The following is a 20,406-nucleotide window of genomic DNA, read 5'->3' as shown; positions in this document are numbered from 1 at the left end:
TGCTGTTCCGGGCTCAAGTGTCTGGCAGCCGCATTGAAAAATCAATTGATATTGTTAGGGTGTTTTCTGTGAGAAAATCTCACAATAAACGTGGATGTTCATGGCCCAACGCCTGCCGCCCCTCAATCCGCTGCGCGCCTTCGAGGCAACGGCCCGGCATGGCTCGCTGACCAAGGCGGCGAGTGAGCTGAATGTCACGCACGGCGCCATCAGCCACCAGATCAAGGCGCTCGAGCAGTCGCTCAGTGTCAAGCTGTTCGAGAGGGTCGGCCAGCGGGTCAAGCTGACACCGCATGGCGCGGAACTTTTGCCGGCGGTATCGACCGCCTTCGACAGCATCGCCGCCGCCACCCAGCGCATGACAAGGCCGGCGAGCAGCGGCACACTTTCGGTCTCCTGCGTGCCGGCGCTGCTGTTGCTGTGGATGACACCGCGGCTCGGCAGTTTCATGGCGCAATATCCCGACATCAGGCTGACGCTTATTCCCTCCAACGATCCCAAGGATCTGCGGGCGCCGCATATAGACGTCTGCGTGCATTATGGCGACGGCAGCTGGACCGATTGCTGGATGCGCAAATGGTCGGGCCTCGAACTGTTTCCGGTGGTCAGCCCGACCTTGATCAACAACCGCCCGATCCGCAGCGTCAGGGATCTCGCCGACCATGTCTTCCTGCATGGCGACGACGGCCGCGAATGGCACACCTGGCTGGCGGCCGCCGATGCGCTGGATCTGGAGCGGGGCCGCCGCCATCACCTTGGCGATGCGCGCATGGCGACCGAGGCGGCGGTGCATGGCCATGGCGTGGCGTTGGGCGACTCCGTGACGGCAAGCGCGCTGCTGGCCAGGGGCATGCTGGTCGCGCCGTTCAGCCTGTCGGTGCCGGCGGTCGACGATTTCTATGTCGTCTGCCGCAACGAGATGAGAGCGACGCCGATCGTGCAGGTGTTCATCGACTGGCTGTTTGCCGAGAAGGCGCAGGATGACGGCCGCGCCGACGCCCCGGTGGCGGGCCGCATCGTCAGCCGCCGCAAGCGTCCGGCGCTCAGGGTCATCGGCGCCAAAACCGGAACCTGACCCCGGCCCGCGGCTTGCGGCAATCGTCGGCGGTCGTTCAGTCCCATGCAGGGTTTTCTTTTTGTCGGGCCAGCCTGAAACCGGGCAGCGCTTTGGCCAATTCGATGCTATGAGGCCTGTCGCGGTTGTGGATGGCAGGCAGCAAAGGCGGTGTTGAAACATGGCTAAGACCGATATTGCGCGGCGGGTCTACAACCACACCTGGAAGCTCGATCCGATCGTGCGCAGCCTGCTCGACACGGATTTCTACAAGCTTCTGATGCTGCAGATGATCTGGGGCATGTACCCCAAGGTCGACACCACCTTCTCTCTGATCAACCGCACAACTTCGGTGCACCTTGCCGATGAGATCGATGAGGGCGAGTTGCGCGAGCAGCTCGACCATGCCCGCACGCTGCGCTTCTCCAAGAAGGAGATGATCTGGCTCGGCGGTAACAATTTCTACGGCCGCAAGCAGATCTTCGAACCGGAATTCCTCGCCTGGCTGGAGAATTTCAGGCTGCCCGAATATGAGCTGTCCAAGCGCGACGGCCAGTATGAACTGACCTTCAGCGGGCCGTGGATGTACACCACGCTGTGGGAGATTCCGGCGCTCGCCATCATCAACGAACTCCGATCTCGCGCGGCCATGCGGGCGTTCGGGCCTTTCGCGCTCGATGTGCTCTATGCCCGCGCCAAGGCCAAGATGTGGGCCAAGACCGAGCGGCTGAAGGCGCTGCCCGGCATCCGCATCTCCGACTTCGGCACGCGCCGGCGCCATTCCTTCCTGTGGCAGCGCTGGTGCGTCGAGGCGCTGAAGGAAGGCATCGGCGAGGCGTTCACGGGTACCTCCAACGTGCTTCTGGCGATGGACAACGACCTCGAAGCGCTCGGCACCAACGCGCATGAACTGCCGATGGTGTTCGCCGCCCTCGCCAATTCGGAAAAAGAGCTGAAACAGTCGCCCTACAAGGTGCTGCAGGACTGGCAGCGCTACTATGGCGGCAATCTGCTGATCGTGCTGCCCGACGCCTTCGGCACCGCCTCCTTCCTGCGCGACGCGCCGGACTGGGTGGCCGACTGGACCGGCTTCCGCCCCGACAGCGCGCCGCCGATCGAGGGCGGCGAAAAGATTCTCGCCTGGTGGCGCGACAAGGGCAAGGATCCCCGGCAGAAGCTGCTGATCTTCTCCGACGGGCTCGAGGTCGAAACGATCGAGGAAACCTACCGACACTTCAAGGGCAAGGTGCGCATGTCGTTCGGCTGGGGCACCAATTTGACCAATGATTTCGAGGGCTGCGCGCCAACGGAAACCAACAGACTGGACGCCATATCGCTGGTCTGCAAGGTCACCGAAGCCAATGGACGCCCGGCGGTCAAGCTTTCCGACAACCCGGCCAAGGCGACCGGCGACGAGAAAGAGATCGAGCGTTATATCGGCATTTTTGGGCAGAAGGACCGCGTGGAGCAATTGGTCAAGGTGTGAGGGAGCGGGCTCGTCGATAGTATGAGTTCCGTCGGGCCCCCCTCTGTCCTGCCGGACATCTCCCCCTCAAGGGGGGAGATTGGCGGTTTCTCTGCCGGCGCTTCCCTGGCAACGCTGGAAATTGGTGAAGGCGAAGATGACGGCATGATCTCCCCCCTTGAGGGGGAGATGTCCGGCAGGACAGAGGGGGGCGCCGTGGAGCGCCGTCATCTGTCGTTGGCCTTAATGCTTGCCGCCTTGTGCCTCGCCTCACCCACCTCCGTCTTCGCCCACGCCTCCGACCGTGGCCATGTCCTGCTTCTCCCGACCGGCTACTATCTGGTCGGCGGCGCTTTCGCCGTGGCCGTCAGCTTTCTCGTATTGGCGCTGTTGCCGGCGGATTGGCTTGACCGGTTCTGGCGCCGGCGCCAATCCTGGTTCGCGCTCGGCGATGGCGCCCGCACCGCCATCAGCCTGATATCCTTTGCCGGCTTTGCAATTCTCATCGCCGCAGGCCTTTTCGGCAGCCGCGACCCGCTTTCCAATCCTCTGCCACTGGTAGTCTGGACGCTGCTATGGGCCGGCGTCACCCTGCTGCAAGGCGTCTTCGGCGATCTCTGGTCATGGCTCAACCCTTGGGTTGGGCCGTGGCGCCTTGCCTCGCGCCTGTTGGGCGCAAGCAATGAAGGGAGATGGCGTCTCCCGCGATGGATCGGCTGCTGGCCGGCTGTCATCTTGTTCTTCGCCTTTGCCTGGTTCGAACTCATCGATCCGGCGCCCGACGATCCGGCGCGGCTGGCCTTGGCCGCCGGCCTCTACTGGCTGCTCACCTTCCTTGCCATGCTGGCGTTCGGCTATCGAAACTGGAGCCGCAGCGGCGAATTCCTGACGGTCTTCTTCTCGATGGTGGCGCGGTTCGCAATCGTGGAACGGAACGAACATGGCCGGCTTGCACTTTGCTGGCCGGGCGCCAAGCTGCTTGCCGCCGAGCCATTGCCGACCAGCGGCATCGCCTTCTTGCTGCTGGCTTTGTCATCGGTATCCTTCGACGGCCTGTCGAAAACCTTCTTCTGGTTTGGCCTGTTCGGCATCAACCCGCTCGAATTTCCCGGCCGCACCGCGGTGATCGGCAGCGGCACTCTCGGGCTCGTGCTGACATTCGTGCTGCTTGCCGGGGTGTTCCTGCTTGCCGTCTGGGCCGGCCAGCGTCTCGCCGGCAGCGATCACACCCTCGGCCAGGCGGCTGGGCTGCTGGTGTGGTCGATCGTGCCGATCGCGCTCGCCTATCATGTCGCGCATTATCTGACGGCGCTGCTCGTCGACGGCCAATATGCGCTTGCCGCGCTCTCCGATCCGTTCGCGCTGGGCTGGAACCTGTTCGGCACCGCCGACATGCAGATCGAGACCGGCATCGTTGCCGGGGCGGACTCGGCGTGGTGGCTGTGGAATGTCCAGGCCGGCGCCATCATCCTTGGCCATGTGCTCGCCGTCCTCGTCGCCCATGGCTTCACCTGGCGCCTACACCCGCAGCCCTCCCGCGCGGCACTCAGCCAGTTCCCGCTTACCTTGCTGATGATCGCCTACACCGTCTTCGGCCTCTGGTTGCTTGCCACGCCGACCGCCGGATGAGAAAAAGGGCGGCCTCGATATCGTTGGGGAAAGCTCGCTTGCCACACCAAGGCTTTGGTGATTTAGTTTGTACACATGCAATTTTTTGCATCTTCTGAGCGAGGATGCCGAAGCCGCCTTATCGTTGGTCAAGACTGAAAAACAGGGGAACGAACATGGCTGACAAGAACGGATTTTTCGACCTCTCCAAGACTGCCCTCACCCGCCGCACGGCGCTGAAGGGGTTGGCCGCGGGCGCCGGCCTCGCCGTCGCCCCCGGCTTCGTCCGCTATTCCCAGGCGCAGAGTTCGGCGCCGATCAAGATCGGCTTCCAGTCGCACCGCACCGGCATCGGCGCCGCCTATGGCCGCTGGTACGAGAAGACGACGGCCGCCGCGGTCAAGGCGATCAATGCCGCCGGCGGCATCAATGGCCGCCAGGTCGAGGTGATCATCGAGGATGACGGCACCGATCCCGGCCGTGGCGCTGAAGTGGTCGGCAAGTTCGCCACCCAGCACAAGACCGACATCGTCTTCGGCACGCTGTTCTCGCATGTCGTCATCGGCTCGGCGCCCGCCGCCGGAGAGGCCAAGATCCCGTACTTCGTCGTCAGCGAAGGCCACCATGTCGCTTCGACCAAGCTCAACCGCTATGTCTTCCAGCCCGGCATCACCGACGTGAAGAGCCAGATCCAGTCGATGGCGCCGTGGATCGCGGCCAATGCCGGCAAGAAGGTGACGCAGATCTTCCCGGATTTCGCCTTCGGCTACGACCATCGCGACTACCTGCCGCCGGCACTGAAGGCGCAAGGCGCCGAGGTCATCGCGCAGATCGCCATCCCGCCGACGGAATCGTCCTTTACCAAGTATTTCCCGCAGATTCCGGCCGAGACCGAAGTGATCTATCACGTCATGGTCGGCCCGGCCGTGCTCACCTTCGTCAAGGAGCTCGGCGAGTTCTACGGCTCCAACCGGCCGCAATTGTTCGGCTTCATCGATTCGCTCGAAGCCACCGACATCAACAGCCCCGGCCTCGAATTCTTGGACGGCAGCCATTTCTGGGAAGGCTCGCCGCGCTATGCGCAGGCCGATGATTCCGAGGCGCAGAAAGCCTATCGCGCCGCCGTCGGTATCGACGACAATGGCGCCGCCGTCGGCGACCCCAAGGACGTCTCCACCGCAGCCCACATGTTCGGCTGCTGGGAAACGCTCTACGTCGTCAAGAAAGCGATGGAAGATGCCGGCTACAAGGGACCGGAAGACCGCGCCAAGCTGGTCGAAGCCACCGAAGCGCTGACCGAATTTGCCGAAGGCCCCGAGCATCCGCAGGGCCCGAAAACCTTCAACGGCAAGATCCACCAGTGCTTTGGCATCCAGAACATCTCCAAGGTCGAAGGCGGCAAGCTCAAGGTCGTGCATAAGACCAAGATCGAGGATGGTCTTTACGAGGCCGAAGGGGATTATACGACGCAGGCGCTGTGAGTCTGACCGCCCAGCAAGCGTGAGCGCCAAGCCACCCCCCTCTGGCCTGCCGGCCATCTCCCCCGCAAGGGGGGAGATCGGCGGTTCGTGCGGCGGCGCCTATCTACCGGCATTGACGATTGGCGAAACCTTGCGTGAAATCCAATCTCCCCCCTTGCGGGGGAGATGTCCGGCAGGACAGAGGGGGGTGCTCTTGGCACCTACGTGTGCATAACCAATGCACTTCGGTCCCCACCTCCTCCTCGCTGCCCTCGAAGGCCTCGTCACATCAGCGGTGCTGGCGCTGACGGCGCTTGGCCTGTCGCTGGTGTTCGGCGTCATGCGGGTGGTCAATGTCGCGCATGGCGAGTTTTTCATGCTGGGCGCGGTGCTCGCCTGGGCGATCACAACCGCCATCGGCGGCCACCCGGCGCTCGGCTTCCTCGCGGCTTTGGTGATTGCGCCGCTGATCGTCGGCGCCATTGCGCTGGTCGCCGAACGGCTGGTGCTGCGCCGGCTCAATTACAATCCGGAAGCCACCATCGTCGCCACCATCGGCATGCTCTACATCATCCAGCAGCTGGCGCTGTCCTTCTATGGTCCCGAGGCGCGGCCCGTCGAGCCGCCGTTCAGCTACCGCATCCTTTTGCCGTGGTTCGGCTACTCCGGCTACAAACTGTCCATCATCGCCACTTCGGCGCTGCTGCTGATCGCGACGTGGCTGGTGCTGACGCGCACCAAGATCGGCCTCATCATGCGCGCCACGCAGTATGACAGCGAAACGGCACAGGCCTTCGGCATTCCCGTCGGCCGTGTCTATGGCGGCGTCTTCGCGCTCGGCGCCATGGTGGCGGCCATTGCCGCGGTGCTGATCGTGCCGATCAGCCAGGCGCATTATTTGATGGGGCAGGATCCGCTGCTGCTCTCCTTCATCGTCGTCATCATCGGCGGCCTCGGCTCGCTGCGCGGCACGGTCGTCGCAGCCGTGCTGATCGGCCTGTCCGACGGCATTATCTCGATGTTCTTCTCACCGACGCTGGCCAAGATCATCGCCACACTGCTCGTCGCCATGGTGCTGGTGTTCCGCCCGCAAGGCCTGTTCGGGACGGCGTCGCGATGAGCGAAGCGTCGCCGGCCAAGGCCTATGCCCTGCATCTCGGCGTCATCGCGCTGCTCTTCGTGCTGAGCTTCCTGCTGCCGGACTACTATCACGGCCTGCTTGCCCGCATCATGGTGCTGGCGGTCTTTGCCATGGGCTACAACATGCTGTTCGGCTATGTCGGCCTGCTCAGCCTTGGCCATGCCATGTTCTTCGCCGCCGGGCTCTATGGCGCCGGCCTTGCCGTCATCCAGCTCGGCTGGGGCGTACCCCTGGCCTTCCTCGGCGGAATTGCCTGCGGCGCTGCCCTGGCGTTAGTGATCGGCTTGCTGGCACTGCGCACGACGGGTGTCGCCTTCATGATCGTCACCATGATGTTCGCCCAGGTCTTCTACCTCCTCATCCTCTATTTCGCGTCATGGACCGGCGGCGACCAGGGCATGGTCGTGCCGCAGCCGGCGCGTGTCCTTGCTTTCGGCGCGACGTCGCTCGAGCTCACCAATCCGACCGTGCGCTACATGACGGCGCTCGGGCTGTTTTCGATCGTGCTGCTCGTCACGCTGGCTATTGTCCGCTCCAGATATGGCCGCGTGCTGGTCGCCATCCGCGAGAACGAGGAGCGGACGAAGATGCTGGGCTACGACACGTTCTCGAACAAGCTCGCCGCTGTCGTCATCTCCGGCACCATCTGCGCGGCCTCGGGGGCCGCCTATGCGCTGCTGTTCGGCTATGTCGGATCGAGTTTCGCTTCGGTGCAGTATTCGATCCTGCCACTGCTGTGGGTGCTGCTGGGGGGTGCTGCCACAACGCTTGGGCCGCTGATCGGCACGCTGTTCATGTATTACGTCATCGACATCACCAGCGGTTACACCTCCGCCTATCTACTGATCGTCGGCATCGCGCTCATCCTTTTGGTGCTGTTTTTCCCCAAAGGCATTCTGGGCAGCATCCGCCAGCGCTGGCTTGGGTGGCTGCCATGATGCCGCTTTTGACCACCAAGGATCTGTCGCGCAATTTCGGCGGTCTGCGCGCCGTCGACGGCGTCGACTTCGCGCTGATGCCGGGAGAGATCCGCGCCGTCATCGGCCCGAACGGCGCAGGAAAAACCACCTTCGTCAGCCTGGTCAGCGGCCGCATCCAGCCGTCTTCCGGCATGATCGTCTTCGACGGCGCCGACATCACCAGCCAGCCGGCCTATGTCAGGGTGCGCCAGGGCATCGCCTACACGTTCCAGATCACCAGCGTCTTTGCCAATCTCTCCGCCTACGACAATGTCGCGCTGCCGGTGCAGCGGACTTTGAGCGATGGCCGTTCGAAGGGTGCGGTGCGCGCTGGCGTCATGTCGGCGCTCGAACGCACCGGCCTGGCCGACCGCGCGCACATGCCGGCCGGGCAGTTGTCCTACGGCCATCAGCGCCTGCTGGAAGTGGCGATGGGCCTGGCGCTGAAGCCGCGCCTGCTGATCCTCGACGAACCGACGCAAGGCTTGGCCGACTCTGAGATCGACAATTTCATCGCGCTGGTGCGCGAGATCGCCAAGAACGCCACCGTGCTTCTGATCGAGCACAACATGCCGGTTGTCATGCAACTCGCCGACCGCATCACCGTCTTCAACGCCGGCAAGATCCTGGCCGAAGGCACGCCCGAAGCGATCCGCGAGGACGTGTCGGTGCAGGAAGCCTATCTGGGGACCGCCCCATGACTGAACCTAAGTCTCAAACACTGACCATATCGGGGCTCGACTGCTTCTATGGCGAGGTCCAGGTGCTCTATGGCCTCGATCTGGTGCTGAACAAGGGCGAGGTGCTGTGCCTGTTCGGCCGCAATGGCGCCGGCAAGACGACGACGCTCAAGGCTATCATGGGGCTGGTTCCCTCAAGCGCCGGCTCGATCAAACTGGCTGGCCTAGAGTTGACCGGGCTGCCGGCGCATGAAGTGCCCAAGGCCGGCGTCGCCTATGTGCCGCAAGGCAGGCGGCTGTTCGCCGAGATGACGGTGGCGGAAAACATCGAGATCGGCCTGATGGCGCGCGGCAAGGGCAAGGCCGTGCGGGAAAATGTCCTCGACCTTTTCCCGCTGCTGCGCCAGCGGCTCAGGCAACGCTCTGGTACTCTGTCCGGCGGCGAACAGCAGATGCTGGCGATGGCGCGGGCGCTCTGCCTCGAGCCGCAGGTGCTGCTGCTCGACGAGCCGACCGAAGGGCTGATGCCGTCGATGATCGCCAAGATCCGCGAGACGGTGTCGAAGCTGCGCGACATGGGCGTTTCGACCATCCTGGTCGAGCAGCGTGTCGATGCGGTGCTTTCGGTCGCCGACCGCGTTGCCTTCATCGAAAACGGCCGCAACCGCGAGACGGTCGATGTCGAGGAGTTGCGCGCCGACCCGTCGGCGGTCAGGCGGTATGTGGGGGTAGGTTGAGGATCACCCTCCCCCTTGTGGGGAGGGTCGCTGCGAAGCAGCGGGGCGGGGGTGCGGCGCAGACCCCCACCCGGACCTTCGGTCCGACCTCCCCACAAGGGCATATGCGCTAAGATAGGTGTTGCAGTGGGGAATCGGTTGTGATTCTACGCTGCGATGACTCACGAATCGCTTGTAGATGACGGCTGGGCCGAGACGATTGAGCTCCTCGGCGGTGAAGAGTTGATTGCAGGGAGTGCCCGCGAGACGAAGGCGTTTCTGCGGCCGCGGGGCGTCAGGTCGGCTACTGATCTGTTGCGCCTGACACTGGCTTACTGCCTTGGCAAGGTGGGCATGCGGGGCGTCGTGGCCTGGGCGGCGGCAAGCGGGATCGCCGACATCTCGGACGTGGCGTTGCTCGGCCGGCTGCGCAATGCAGGGCCGTGGCTGCAGCAGTTGATCGGGCACCTTTTGAAGCGCGAGGAGGAAGGCTTGCCTAAGGGCCGGCTGATCCGCATCCTCGATGCGACATCGGTTGCCAAGGCGGGTGTGCATGAGAAGAAGAACAATGGCCTTTGGCGTATGCACTGCGCCTTCGATCTTGAGCGCGAGCAGTTCGATTTCCTCGAGATCACCGACCAGAGCGAGGCCGAGCTGATCGACCGCGTGCCGGTGGTGCCGGGCGAGATCCGCATCGGCGACCGCGCCTATCTGCAGGCCGAGCGGATCGCAAAGGTCATGGCGCAAGACGGCGACGTTGTCGTGCGCGCGCCGTGGAAGAATGTGCGATGGCTCGACGCCAACGGCAAGGCGTTCGATCTCATCGGCCACCTGAAGAGCTGCCGGGAGGAGGTCATCGAAACGCCTGTCTGGCTGGGCCTCAAGAAGGGCGAGCCCCTGAAGATGCGCCTGATCGCCTTGCGCAAATCCGAGGCTGCGACACAAGAAGCGCGGCGCAAAATCAACAAGGAAGCCAAGGCCAAGGGCAAGCAGGTTCAACCGGAGACGCTGATTGCCGCCGGCTTTGTCATCCTTGTGACCTCGCTTGACCAGGAGGAGTTTCCCTCCGGCACAGTTCTCAAGCTCTATCGCATGCGCTGGCGCATCGAGCTCGCCTTCAAGCGTCTGAAGAGCCTGATCGGACTGCGCGCGCCTCCAGCCAAAGACCCAAGGATCGCAAAGCCTTGGATTCTTGCCCACTTCCTCATCGCGCTTGTGACCGAACCCCTTTCGCAGGAGTTGGGTGTCTCTCCCCCTTGAGCGACGGGCGCCCGCTGCTGTGGCGCGCCACCCGCCAGATCGTCGCCTCTCTGATCGCAGCGATCTTTGCTCAACCTCCCTTGGCAGCCCTGCGCCAAAATCTCCATGCCTTGCGACATCGATGGCGTGAGCCACCACGAAAGCGCAAATTTCAGTCCATGCCGAAGCTATCTTAGCGCATATGCCCTCAAGGGGGAGGTAGGGGCTTGGCGCCCTTCGCCGACTCACCCAAAGAATAGGATTCCAGCGACCAGGAATATCGGGATCAGCACCAGGCCCGACCATGCCATATAGCCGAAAAAGCCCGGCATCTTCACGCCGCGATGCCGGGCGATGGCATAGACCATGAAGTTCGGCGCATTGCCGATATAGGTGTTGGCGCCCATGAACACCGCGCCTGCCGAGATCGCCGCCAAAGTCGAGGCGAACTCCGTCATCAGATGCCGTGGGTCGCCGCCGGCAAGCTCGAAGAACACCAGATAGGTCGGCGCATTGTCGAGGAAGGACGACAGGGCACCGGTCAGCCAGAAATAAGCGAGATCGTTGGGCGTGCCCGAGGGCGAAGTGACGAGGGCGACCAATGGCGCCAGCGCGCCGTCATGGCCGGCCCTTAGGATGGCGATCACCGGCACGATGCAGATGAAGATGCCGGCAAACAATTTGGCCACCTCTGCTATCGGACCCCAGTTGAAGCCGTTCGCTTCCCGGTGGCTCTTGTATGAGAGCGGAAGCGACAGCAGGGCCAGCGCCAGGATGATGGCGTCACGCACCAGATTCTGCAGTTCAAGACTGACGCCGAACACGGAGAAGCTGACGCCCGGCTTCCAGGCCGCCGACAGCAGGATGGCGCCGATCACACCGGCCAGGAGCGGAATGTTGGCCAGGCCGCGCAGACGCACCTTCGTGTCCGGCGTCGGATCCTTGATCTTCGGCGCGCCAGCCTCGCGCCGGTGCAGGATGATGTCTATGCCTAAGAAGACGGCCAACACGACGCCGCCGACGAACAGTGTCTCGCGGTAGAGGTTGGCGGTCGTCCAGAAGAAGTCGACGCCGCGCAGGAAGCCGACGAACAACGGCGGGTCGCCCAAAGGTGTCAGCGAGCCACCGATGTTGGAAACCAGGAAGATGAAGAAGATGACGACATGGGCGTTGAACGGCCTGTTATCGTTGGCGCGCAGGATCGGCCGGATCAGGATCATCGAGGCGCCGGTCGTGCCGATCACCGAGGCCAGCAGTGCGCCGACCAGCAGCAGGCAGGCATTGACCAGCGGCGTCCCGTGGATGTTGCCGGCAAGCAGGATGCCGCCTGAAATCGTATAGAGCGCAAACAGCAGGATGATGAACGACATGTATTCGGTGAGCAGCGCATGCAGCACCGCCTCGGTTGCCTGGGGGATACCGAAGGCAAATGCCAGCGGCACAATCACCAGTGCCGCCCAAAGTGCTGCGATCTTGCCGTAGTGGTGCTCCCAGACATGGTGGAACAGCAGCGGGCCGGTGGCGATCGACAAGAGCAGCCCGGCAAAGGGCAGCCCCCACCACAGCGACATCACGGCGCCGGGCAGACCGTGTTCCTCCGCCGCGAGGGCCTGTGCTGGAAACAGCGTGGCGGCAATCATTGCAGCACATGCTGCCCACAGGGGGACCGGATATGAAAAAGGCCCCCTCATCCGGCCGCTACGCGGCCACCTTCTCCCCGTTGGGGAGAAGAGACGAGCTTCGGCGCCGGCGACCTCCTCTCCCCTCGGGGAGAGGTCGGATTGCCCCGAATTGCCCTTCGCAATTCGGCTGGCAATCCGGGTGAGGGGGTTCCTACCCAAGGGCGTTGACCCTGCCTTGGGGCATCTACTCTTTACCTGTTGCCCCACGGTCCGTTCAATCCGCCAAATGGTCTTCGAGCGTCACGCCGGCGCCGCGCATGCGCTGCAGCATTGTATCGAGCGAACCGTTGAGATCGATGCCACGGCAGGCATCGAGCCGGACGGTGGTTTTAAAGCCCTGGCTGACGGCATCCAGCGCCGAGAAGCCGACGCAGAAATCGGTCGCCAGGCCGACCAGGGTCAGCGTGTCGATGCCGCGCTCCCGGAGATAGCCGGCAAGGCCGGTCTGCGTCGTGCGGTCGTTCTCGAAGAAGGCCGAGTAGCTGTCGATATCAGGCCTAAATCCCTTGCGGATGACGAGCTCGGCCTTGGTCCAGGCGAGGCCGGAATGGAAATCCGAACCGAGGCTGCCCTGGATGCAATGGTCCGGCCACAGCGTCTGCTGGCCATAGGGCATTTCGATCATCGTGAAAGGCTGCGCGGCCGGATGGCTGGAGGCAAAGCTGGAATGACCGGCGGGATGCCAGTCCTGCGTCAGCACGACATGGTCGGTTCTCCGGATCAGGTCGTTGACCAGCGGCACGATCTCGTCGCCGCCGGCAACCGCCAGCGCGCCGCCCGGACAAAAGTCGTTCTGCAGGTCGATGACAACAAGCGCTTCGTCGGCCATGGGGCTTCCTCTTTTGTATGCAGGCTCCAGTGGAAAATGCCGCTGCCGCGACCGGAGGCAGAAACTCGACCAGATGGCCGGCCGCGTCAACCTCTGGCTTCGTAACAAATGCGTGCCGATCAAGCCGCCGCAAACTCCGGCTTTGACAATTCCTGCCGTCTTGATATCATTTGCATACGAATGAATTTTCCGGACCCGAACACCGGAAGCTCTTTTGAAAATACCTGGTTCGGCAAGGTCCCTTTTCTGGAAGGCAAAGCGTGATCCGTTACGCGAAACCCACCTCGGTCGACGAAGCGCTCGCTTTGCTTGGCGAGAGCGCCTGGCGCATCCTTGCCGGCGGCACCGACTTCTATCCGGCGCAAGGCAGCAAGCCCTTCCGCGACAATGTCCTCGACGTCAACGGCCTGGCGGCGCTGCGCGGCATTGCCGAGACGGACGGATATTTCGTCATCGGTGCGCGCACGACCTGGACCGACCTTATCCGCCATCCCTTGCCGCCGGCCTTCGATGCGCTGAAACTGGCGGCGCGTGAGGTCGGTTCGGTGCAGATCCAGAACGTCGCCTCGGTCGCCGGCAATCTCTGCAACGCGTCGCCTGCCGCCGACGGCGTGCCGGGTCTGCTCGTCCTCGATGCCGAGGTCGAGCTGCGCTCGGTGGCCGCGACGCGGCATCTGCCGTTGCAGGACTTCATTCTCGGCAACCGCCGCACTGCCTTGCTGCCCGGCGAGATGGTGACGGCCATCCGCGTGCCGAAACCCGCCGCCACGGGCACGTCGGCTTTCGTCAAGCTCGGCGCGCGGCGCTACCTCGTCATTTCCATCGCCATGGTGGCGGCACGTCTGGTCGTCGAGGATGGCATCGTCAGCGACGCCGCTGTCGCCGCCGGGTCATGTTCGGTGGTGGCCAAGCGGCTCGCCGGCGTCGAAGCCGCGCTGCGCGGGCTGCCGGTGGACGGCGGACTTGCCGATGCGGTCCTGTCCGCACCGATGGCTGAACTGTCGCCGATCGCCGACGTGCGCGGCAGCGCCGAATACCGGCTCGATGCGGTGCGCGAAATCGTTGCCCGCGCCGTGCTTGCGGCTGTGGGACGGACGACCGATGACGAGGTGGCGGCGGCATGAGCCAAGTTCAACCTGAAGTGCGTGAAGCCCTGTCCGACCTCGGCAACGTCCAGCCTGGCTTCGGCGCTGCGCGCGCCGACATCGTCTTCGAGGTCAATGGCACCGCCATCTCGGTCAATGTGCCACCGCTGCGCCGGCTGTCCCTGGTGCTACGCGATGAATTGGGGCTGACCGGCACCAAGGTCGGCTGCGACGCCGGCGACTGCGGCGCCTGTACGGTGCTGGTCGACGGCGATCCCGTTTGCGCCTGCCTGATGTCGGCGGCTTCCGCAGCCGGAACGTCGGTGACAACGGTCGAAGGCCTCGCCAATGGCCGGCTGTCGGCGCTGCAGGCCTCGTTCCTCGCCCATGGCGCGGCACAATGCGGCATCTGCACGCCGGCGCTGCTGGTCGCGGCAACCGCATTGCTGGACAAGCAGCCCAGTCCTACCGAGGTGGAGGTGCAGGACGCACTGGGCGGTATTCTCTGCCGCTGCACCGGCTACCGGAAGATCATCGCGGCGGTGATGGATGCCTCCCTGCAGGCGCCAAGCCTCGATTTCCGCTTGCCTCAATCAGGCCATGCGATCGGCTCCTCGCCCATCAGGCTCGACGGCGTGCCGAAGGTTACCGGTGGCGAGAAATTCGGCGGCGATTCCTTCCCTGCCGATGCGCTGGCGGTGCTGGTTGTCCGCTCTCCGCATTACCATGCCAGCTTCGCCTTCGGTGACCTCGACGGCTGGGCGAAACAGCACCCTGGCCTCGCCGGTGTGTTCACGGCAGCCGACATTCCGGGAAAAAACTGTTTCGGCGCTATCGGCCCATTCGCCGACCAGCCGGCTCTGGCCGAAGGGTTTGCGCGGCTTCGTGGCGAGGCGGTGGCGCTGGTTGCCGGCGAGCGTGAGGCGATCCTCGATCTCGACCTGTCGGATTTTCCGATCCGCTGGAGCGAACTACCGCATTTTCTGCAACCCGCCGAAGCGCAGGCTGACGGAGCCGCGCTGATTCATGAAAGCCGGCCGGCAAACCTGCTCACCTCCGGCCTGGTCGAACGCGGCGACCCGGAAGCGGCGCTAGCCGACGCTGTCGTCACCGTCTCCGGCGCCATCGACACCTCCTATGTCGAGCACGCCTATATCGAACCGGAAGCCGGCTATGCCTATCTGGACGGTGACACGCTGGTGGTCGTCGCCTGTACCCAAGCTCCCTACATGGACCGCGACGAGACGGCGAAGGTGCTCGGCCTTGCCGTCGACAAGGTGCGTATCGTGCCGACCGCGACCGGCGGCGGTTTCGGCTCCAAACTCGACGTTTCGCTGCAGCCTTTGATCGGCTTGGTGGCGCTGAAGACGGGGCGACCGGCGGCACTCGCCTACACCCGCACCGAATCGATGATTTCCACCACCAAGCGCCATCCAGCCGAGATGAAAGCGACGATCGGCGCCGATACCGATGGCCTGATCACCGGCATGATCTTTGAGGGCGATTTCAACACCGGCGCCTATGCAAGCTGGGGGCCGACGGTCGCCAACCGCGTGCCGGTGCACGCCTCCGGGCCCTATGCGACGCCGAACTATCGCGCCGAAGGCCGCGCCATCCATACGCATGGGCCGATCTCAGGCGCTTTCCGCGGCTTCGGCGTGCCGCAGGCGACGATCATGCAGGAGACGCTCTATGACGAGCTGGCCGGCAAGCTCGGCATCGACCGGCTCGACTTTCGCCTGAAGAACTGCCTTCGGAACGGCTCCGAAACGGTTACCGGGCAGCTTCTGGACTCCGGCGTCGGCATTGCCGAGTGTCTCGAATCGCTACAGCCGCATTGGGTGCGGGCGACGGCTGATGCGGATGCATTCAACAGTGCCAATAGGGATAGAAAGCGCGGCGTGGGCGTCGCGTCCTGCTGGTACGGCTGCGGCAACACCTCGCTGCCTAACCCGTCGACAATCCGGGTCGGCATCGCGGCTGACGGCGCGGTCATCCTGCACCAGGGCGCCGTCGATATCGGCCAGGGTTCCAACACCGTCATCGCCCAGATCTGCGCCGACGCGCTCGGCCTGCCGTTGGAGAAATTCCAGCTGAAGAGCGCCGATACGGCCATCACTCCCGACGCGGGCAAGACATCGGCCTCGCGCCAGACCTTCGTCACCGGCAAGGCGGCTGAAAAGGCCGGCCGCGCCTTGCGTGAAAAGATCCTGCGCTTTGCCAATGTTTCCGAAAACGCAGCCCTGCAACTCGACGGCCCGGCAATCGTCATCCGCGAAGGCGAAGCCACGCGCCGTATCGACCTCGCCTCGCTCGACGTGGATGCCGAAGGCTTCGTCTTCCGCGCCGAGGAGACCTACGATCCGCCGACGCTGCCGCTCGATGCCAAGGGCCAGGGCAAACCCTACGCCGTCTACGGCTATGGCGCGCAGATCGCCGAACTTGAGGTCGACCTCAAGCTCGGCACGGTCAAGCTGATCAAGATCACCGCCGCGCACGATGTCGGCAAGGCGATCAACCCGCTGCTGGTCGAAGGCCAGATCGAAGGCGGCATCGCGCAAGGCATCGGCATGGCGCTGATGGAGGAGTACATCCCCGGCCGCACCGAGAATTTGCACGACTATCTCATTCCGACCATTGGCGACGTGCCGCCGATCGAGACCATCCTGATAGAAGTTCCGGATCCGGAAGGACCCTTCGGCGCCAAGGGTCTGGGCGAGCATGTGCTGATCCCGACGGCACCGGCGATCCTCAACGCCATCCGCCACGCCACCGGTGTGCTGGTCACCAAGGTTCCGGCGACGCCGACGCGTATCCGCGCCGCCATCCGCGAAAAGGAGGCACGCCGATGAGCGAGCTTGCCGAACGCTTCGAAACCCATGATCCCGGCGAGAAGCTGGTGGCGGAGAAGATCCGCTGCGATGCCTGTCCTGTCATGTGCTACATTGCCGATGGGCGCACCGGCGCCTGCGACCGCTACGGCAATGTCGGCGGCAGGATCGTGCGGATGGATCCGCTGACGATCCTGGATCATACGTCGCAGACCGGCGCGGCAATCGTGCCGTTCGTTGCCGAGGGCGAGGCATGGGACGGCGAACTGGTCAACACCGGCCGCCGCTTCGTTACGGCAATAGGCGCTGGCACCACCTACCCCGACTACAAGCCGGCCCCGTTCATCGTCAGTCAGGAAGTCGAGGGCGTCGATCTCGTTACTGTCGTCACGGAGGGCATCTTCTCCTACTGCGGCGTCAAGGTGAAGATCGACACCGACCGCCATATCGGACCCGAAACGGCAATAGTCCGCGCAGCGGGCGAAGCGATCGGCCATGTCACGACGGGCGAATATGGCTCGCAGATGCTGTCGCTGGGCGGCGTGCATCATTTGACCGGCGGCTCCAAGGCCGAAGGCCGCGCGACCTGCGACGCGCTGCTCGATCTGTGCAACCGCAAGCCTGTCGAACTGGCCATCGACGGCGGCGCCACCACCATCGTCGAAGCCGGCAAACCACCAGTCATCGACGGCAAGCAGGAACACCGCATGCGCGTCGGCTGCGGCTCGGCCACCATCGGCATGTTCGCCACGCAATGGCGCGGGCTGGTCGACGAGGTGGTGGTGGTCGACGACCACATCACCGGCGTCGTTTCCGAGCACCAGGCCGGCAAGGTGCTGGGCTGGCAGGATACCGGGATAAAAATCATCGGCCGCCGTTCGACGCCGGGCCGCTATTTCAAGGTGTCCGAGCCCGGCCTTGGCTGGGGCGGCACCAGCATTTCCGACCCGCTGTCGATCCTCGGCGAATGGAATGCCAAGAAGGGCGCGCGGCCGGGCCTGTCGCTGCTGATGGTTTCGACCACCGGCGAGCAGTTCGCCTATTACGAGCTCGATGACGAGCTGAAGCCGGTGCTGAAGCCTTTTCCCGAGCGGCTGCAGAAATCGGTCGGCCTGATCGAGGACAATTGCGAGCCGGCGCTGTGCACCGTGCTGTTCATCGGCGGTGCCGGCGGTTCGCTGCGCGCCGGCGTTACCGAGAACCCGGTCAACCTCACGCGATCGGTGCAGGGCCTGACCACCTATGTGACGGTCGGCGGCGCGCCGGTCTATGTCTGGCCGGGCGGCGGCATCACGCTGATGGTCGATGTCACCAGGGTGCCGGAGGGCGCCTTCGGTTATGTGCCGACCCCCGCACTTGTGGCGCCGATCGAATTCACGCTCCGCCGCGATGACTATATCAGGCTCGGTGGCTACGAGGCCGAGATCCGCAGTGTCGAGGATATCGTTGCCAAGGGTGGCGAATATTTCAATCCTCGACGCGGCACCGGTGCTGCGGCCAGCAATCCATGGCCACCGCTGGCGCAACTGCGCCGCGCTGCGTCGAACGAGACCGGATGATGGACCGCCCGCAAACGCATTGGCTGCAGGACGGGAAGCGGCTGCATCTCAACCACGGGCCGATCGATCTGATCATCGAGACCTTTGGCCACGCGGATGAGTGTCGCGCCGCTTACGCGCAAGCTGTCGCGCGCTTCCAGACGATCCTGATGGAGTTGGTCGAGGAGCTCCCCGAATTGCGGCTCCCGGCGTTTTTCCTGGCGCCGCGCACCTTCGCCGGCCCGACGGCGCGCCGGATGGAAGCAGCCGTCTTGCCCCTGGCGGAATGCTTCATAACACCGATGGCCGCAGTCGCAGGATCGGTAGCCGACGAAATGCTCGCCGCATTGCTTGCCGGTCGCAAGCTCAAGCGCGCCTATGTCAACAATGGCGGCGACTGTGCGCTCCATATCGGCAAGGGCCAGTCGATGAGCTTGGCGGTCGCCGGCACCGGCAACGGCATCGCCGACCGCATCACGATCCGCGCGGAAGATGGTGTGCGTGGCGTTGCCACCAGCGGTTGGCGTGGCCGCTCCTTCTCGCTTGGCATTGCCGACGCCGTCACCGTGCTCGCGCGGACTGGCGCCGAAGCCGATGCGGCGGCGACGCTCATTGCCAACGCGGTGGACCTGCCCGGCAATCCCGCCATCAGGCGCATTTCCGCACATGAATTGTCGCCCGACAGCGATCTTGGCCCGCGGCTGGTGACGCAAGGCGTCGGCACGCTTGCGCCTGGCGAGGTGGCGCGGGCGCTGGACAATGGCCTTGTCGTCGCCGAAAATTTTCGCCGGCGCGGCCTGATTGCCGGATCGGCGCTGTTTCTTGGCGGTGAGGCCCGCATCAGTGGCTCGGTCGCGCTTGCAGCGCCCAACAAGCATGAATGGAAGGAAGTTGCCCATGCCTGAGTTTCCGATCCGCAAGATCGCGGTTCTGACCGAAGAGATCTTTCACGAGGGCGGGCCGCTGCCCAAAGTGCCGCGCCGCCGCGCCGCTGCCATGGCGCTGGTCAAGAACCCGTTCGCCGGGCGCTATGTAGAAGATTTGCAGAGCGCCATGGACGATCTGAAGCCGCTCGGCCTGCTGCTCGCCGACCGGCTGATCGCGGCGCTCGGCGGCGACGTCAAACAGATCGACGGCTATGGCAAGGGCGCCATTGTCGGCACGGCGGGTGAGCTGGAACATGGCGCGCTCTGGCATGTGCCCGGCGGCTACGCCATGCGCGAGCGGCTCGGCGACGCCAAGGCGATCGTGCCGTCGGCGAAGAAGGTCGGCGCTTTCGGTTCAAAGCTCGACGTCCCGCTCGGCCACATCAACGCCGCCTATGTGCGCAGCCATTTCGACGCTATGGAAGTCGGCATCAATGACGGGCCGCGTCCCGACGAGATCCTGTTCTGCCTCGCCATGACCTGCGGCCCGCGCATTCACAATCGCTTGGGCGGTCTCGCGGCCGAGGACATCAAAGCTTGGGATGGGCTGCGGTGAGCGCCGAGGACAATCTGCTGAAGCTGGTCGAGGCCGAAGAGCCTGACGACCAGGATTACCTCTTGCAGGAGCAGGTGGGCTTCATCCTGCGCAAGGCCCATCAGCGCCATGTTTCGATCTTTGCCGCGCATATCGGCGACCTGACGCCGCCGCAATTCGCGGCGCTCGCCAAGCTGCGCGACGTCGGCGAGACCTCGCAGAACCAGCTCGGCACGCTGATCGCCATGGATGCGGCGACGGTGAAGGGCGTCATCGACCGGCTGAAGGCGCGCGGCCTGGTCGAGCTTTCCAAGCACGAGGTCGACAAAAGGCGGCTGCTGGTCAATCTGACCACGGAAGGCCGCGACGCCATCGAGCGCCTGATCCCGCTGGCCCGCGAGATCACCCAGGAGACACTGGCGCCGCTCTCGGCCAAGGAGATCGCCACCTTCATGAAATTGCTGGCGAAATTGGCGTAGGTGCGGCGGCGAGGTCCTTTCCTCTCCCTCCGGAGGGGGGAGAGGTGGCGCTGCGAAGCAGCGACGGAGTGGGGGAACCACCTGGCAACCGCCGCCAACGAATACTGAAAGAGGACCAGGGCGCAAGAATCTTCCTGCATCGCGCCAAGGGTCGACCCCCACTCCGTCTCGGCTTCGCC

17 protein-coding genes are annotated in these 20,406 nt (G+C 64.2%); 15 read left to right on the top strand and 2 right to left on the bottom strand.

Annotation, left to right across the window (positions count from 1 at the left end; all coding sequences use genetic code 11):
- Positions 1-100 precede the first annotated feature (100 nt).
- From gcvA to ACFOJ9_RS34730, 9 genes are all read left to right on the top strand, one after another.
- Complete coding sequence (gene gcvA, locus ACFOJ9_RS34770) at positions 101-1,075, top strand: transcriptional regulator GcvA (protein ID WP_378986076.1); 975 nt, start codon at positions 101-103, stop codon at positions 1,073-1,075.
- A gap of 160 nt (positions 1,076-1,235) precedes the next feature.
- Positions 1,236-2,540: a nicotinate phosphoribosyltransferase gene (gene pncB, locus ACFOJ9_RS34765; RefSeq protein ID WP_378986074.1), complete on the top strand. Its 1,305-nt coding sequence runs from the start codon at positions 1,236-1,238 to the stop codon at positions 2,538-2,540.
- A 168-nt stretch (positions 2,541-2,708) separates the two neighbouring features.
- Complete coding sequence (locus tag ACFOJ9_RS34760) at positions 2,709-4,148, top strand: hypothetical protein (RefSeq protein ID WP_378986072.1); 1,440 nt, start codon at positions 2,709-2,711, stop codon at positions 4,146-4,148.
- Positions 4,149-4,303: 155 nt separating this feature from the next.
- Entirely contained in the window at positions 4,304-5,608 is a 1,305-nt protein-coding gene (locus tag ACFOJ9_RS34755) for an ABC transporter substrate-binding protein (protein ID WP_378986070.1), read from the top strand.
- 217 nt (positions 5,609-5,825) lie between these two features.
- Complete coding sequence (locus ACFOJ9_RS34750; protein WP_378986068.1) at positions 5,826-6,707, top strand: branched-chain amino acid ABC transporter permease; 882 nt, start codon at positions 5,826-5,828, stop codon at positions 6,705-6,707.
- Positions 6,704-7,666: a branched-chain amino acid ABC transporter permease gene (locus ACFOJ9_RS34745; protein WP_378986066.1), complete on the top strand. Its 963-nt coding sequence runs from the start codon at positions 6,704-6,706 to the stop codon at positions 7,664-7,666. Before ACFOJ9_RS34750 ends, ACFOJ9_RS34745 begins: the two co-directional genes overlap by 4 nt.
- On the top strand, positions 7,663-8,388 hold the full coding sequence (locus ACFOJ9_RS34740) for an ABC transporter ATP-binding protein (RefSeq protein ID WP_378986064.1): 726 nt from the start codon (positions 7,663-7,665) through the stop codon (positions 8,386-8,388). The genes ACFOJ9_RS34745 and ACFOJ9_RS34740 overlap by 4 nt, the downstream gene beginning before the upstream one ends.
- On the top strand, positions 8,385-9,104 hold the full coding sequence (locus ACFOJ9_RS34735) for an ABC transporter ATP-binding protein (RefSeq protein WP_378986062.1): 720 nt from the start codon (positions 8,385-8,387) through the stop codon (positions 9,102-9,104). The genes ACFOJ9_RS34740 and ACFOJ9_RS34735 overlap by 4 nt, the downstream gene beginning before the upstream one ends.
- A gap of 156 nt (positions 9,105-9,260) precedes the next feature.
- Positions 9,261-10,343 carry a transposase gene (locus ACFOJ9_RS34730; protein ID WP_056580349.1) on the top strand — a complete coding sequence of 361 codons (1,083 nt, stop codon included), beginning with the start codon at positions 9,261-9,263 and terminating at the stop codon, positions 10,341-10,343.
- A gap of 224 nt (positions 10,344-10,567) precedes the next feature.
- Here the strand turns inward: ACFOJ9_RS34730 and ACFOJ9_RS34725 are convergent, their stop codons facing one another.
- The gene (locus ACFOJ9_RS34725) at positions 10,568-11,962 is read right to left on the bottom strand and encodes a sodium:proton antiporter (RefSeq protein ID WP_378986060.1); all 1,395 of its coding nucleotides are present in this window, start codon (positions 11,960-11,962) and stop codon (positions 10,568-10,570) included.
- Positions 11,963-12,218: 256 nt separating this feature from the next.
- Positions 12,219-12,833 (bottom strand): bifunctional nicotinamidase/pyrazinamidase, encoded by a 615-nt coding sequence (gene pncA, locus ACFOJ9_RS34720; protein ID WP_378986058.1) that lies wholly within the window; start codon positions 12,831-12,833, stop codon positions 12,219-12,221.
- 260 nt (positions 12,834-13,093) lie between these two features.
- Here pncA and ACFOJ9_RS34715 point away from each other — a divergent pair, with 260 nt between their 5' ends.
- Genes ACFOJ9_RS34715 through ACFOJ9_RS34690 form a run of 6 tightly spaced genes read left to right on the top strand, consistent with a single transcriptional unit; the run spans position 13,094 to position 20,227 of the window.
- Entirely contained in the window at positions 13,094-13,957 is an 864-nt protein-coding gene (locus ACFOJ9_RS34715; protein ID WP_378986056.1) for an FAD binding domain-containing protein, read from the top strand.
- Positions 13,954-16,770, top strand: coding sequence for a molybdopterin-dependent oxidoreductase (locus ACFOJ9_RS34710; RefSeq protein WP_378986054.1), 2,817 nt, complete (start codon positions 13,954-13,956; stop codon positions 16,768-16,770). The genes ACFOJ9_RS34715 and ACFOJ9_RS34710 overlap by 4 nt, the downstream gene beginning before the upstream one ends.
- Positions 16,767-18,308, top strand: a complete 1,542-nt coding sequence (locus ACFOJ9_RS34705) for a 6-hydroxynicotinate reductase (RefSeq protein WP_378986052.1) — start codon at positions 16,767-16,769, stop codon at positions 18,306-18,308. Before ACFOJ9_RS34710 ends, ACFOJ9_RS34705 begins: the two co-directional genes overlap by 4 nt.
- Positions 18,308-19,192 carry a UPF0280 family protein gene (locus ACFOJ9_RS34700; protein WP_378986050.1) on the top strand — a complete coding sequence of 295 codons (885 nt, stop codon included), beginning with the start codon at positions 18,308-18,310 and terminating at the stop codon, positions 19,190-19,192. The genes ACFOJ9_RS34705 and ACFOJ9_RS34700 overlap by 1 nt, the downstream gene beginning before the upstream one ends.
- Positions 19,185-19,769: an amino acid synthesis family protein gene (locus ACFOJ9_RS34695; protein ID WP_378986048.1), complete on the top strand. Its 585-nt coding sequence runs from the start codon at positions 19,185-19,187 to the stop codon at positions 19,767-19,769. The genes ACFOJ9_RS34700 and ACFOJ9_RS34695 overlap by 8 nt, the downstream gene beginning before the upstream one ends.
- A complete protein-coding gene (locus ACFOJ9_RS34690; RefSeq protein WP_378986046.1) occupies positions 19,766-20,227 on the top strand; it encodes a MarR family winged helix-turn-helix transcriptional regulator in 462 nt (153 codons plus the stop codon). The genes ACFOJ9_RS34695 and ACFOJ9_RS34690 overlap by 4 nt, the downstream gene beginning before the upstream one ends.
- Positions 20,228-20,406 lie beyond the last annotated feature (179 nt).

Source organism: Mesorhizobium cantuariense, assembly GCF_042647205.1.
GTDB classification, from domain to species: domain Bacteria; phylum Pseudomonadota; class Alphaproteobacteria; order Rhizobiales; family Rhizobiaceae; genus Mesorhizobium; species Mesorhizobium cantuariense.
Note: the sequence above shows the minus strand (reverse complement) of the source record. Positions and strands in the feature narration are given on the sequence as shown.

What these genes read in the sequence shown, in the direction of transcription:
- ACFOJ9_RS34740 (WP_378986064.1), top strand. Translation starts at nt 7,663, where the DNA reads ATGATGCCGCTTTTGACCACCAAGGATCTGTCGCGCAATTTCGGCGGT.
- pncB (WP_378986074.1), top strand. Translation starts at nt 1,236, where the DNA reads ATGGCTAAGACCGATATTGCGCGGCGGGTCTACAACCACACCTGGAAG.
- ACFOJ9_RS34710 (WP_378986054.1), top strand. Translation starts at nt 13,954, where the DNA reads ATGAGCCAAGTTCAACCTGAAGTGCGTGAAGCCCTGTCCGACCTCGGC.
- ACFOJ9_RS34745 (WP_378986066.1), top strand. Translation starts at nt 6,704, where the DNA reads ATGAGCGAAGCGTCGCCGGCCAAGGCCTATGCCCTGCATCTCGGCGTC.
- ACFOJ9_RS34695 (WP_378986048.1), top strand. Translation starts at nt 19,185, where the DNA reads ATGCCTGAGTTTCCGATCCGCAAGATCGCGGTTCTGACCGAAGAGATC.
- gcvA (WP_378986076.1), top strand. Translation starts at nt 101, where the DNA reads ATGGCCCAACGCCTGCCGCCCCTCAATCCGCTGCGCGCCTTCGAGGCA.
- ACFOJ9_RS34760 (WP_378986072.1), top strand. Translation starts at nt 2,709, where the DNA reads ATGTCCGGCAGGACAGAGGGGGGCGCCGTGGAGCGCCGTCATCTGTCG.
- ACFOJ9_RS34730 (WP_056580349.1), top strand. Translation starts at nt 9,261, where the DNA reads ATGACTCACGAATCGCTTGTAGATGACGGCTGGGCCGAGACGATTGAG.
- pncA (WP_378986058.1), bottom strand. Translation starts at nt 12,833, where the DNA reads ATGGCCGACGAAGCGCTTGTTGTCATCGACCTGCAGAACGACTTTTGT.
- ACFOJ9_RS34725 (WP_378986060.1), bottom strand. Translation starts at nt 11,962, where the DNA reads ATGATTGCCGCCACGCTGTTTCCAGCACAGGCCCTCGCGGCGGAGGAA.
- ACFOJ9_RS34705 (WP_378986052.1), top strand. Translation starts at nt 16,767, where the DNA reads ATGAGCGAGCTTGCCGAACGCTTCGAAACCCATGATCCCGGCGAGAAG.
- ACFOJ9_RS34735 (WP_378986062.1), top strand. Translation starts at nt 8,385, where the DNA reads ATGACTGAACCTAAGTCTCAAACACTGACCATATCGGGGCTCGACTGC.
- ACFOJ9_RS34750 (WP_378986068.1), top strand. Translation starts at nt 5,826, where the DNA reads ATGCACTTCGGTCCCCACCTCCTCCTCGCTGCCCTCGAAGGCCTCGTC.
- ACFOJ9_RS34700 (WP_378986050.1), top strand. Translation starts at nt 18,308, where the DNA reads ATGGACCGCCCGCAAACGCATTGGCTGCAGGACGGGAAGCGGCTGCAT.
- ACFOJ9_RS34755 (WP_378986070.1), top strand. Translation starts at nt 4,304, where the DNA reads ATGGCTGACAAGAACGGATTTTTCGACCTCTCCAAGACTGCCCTCACC.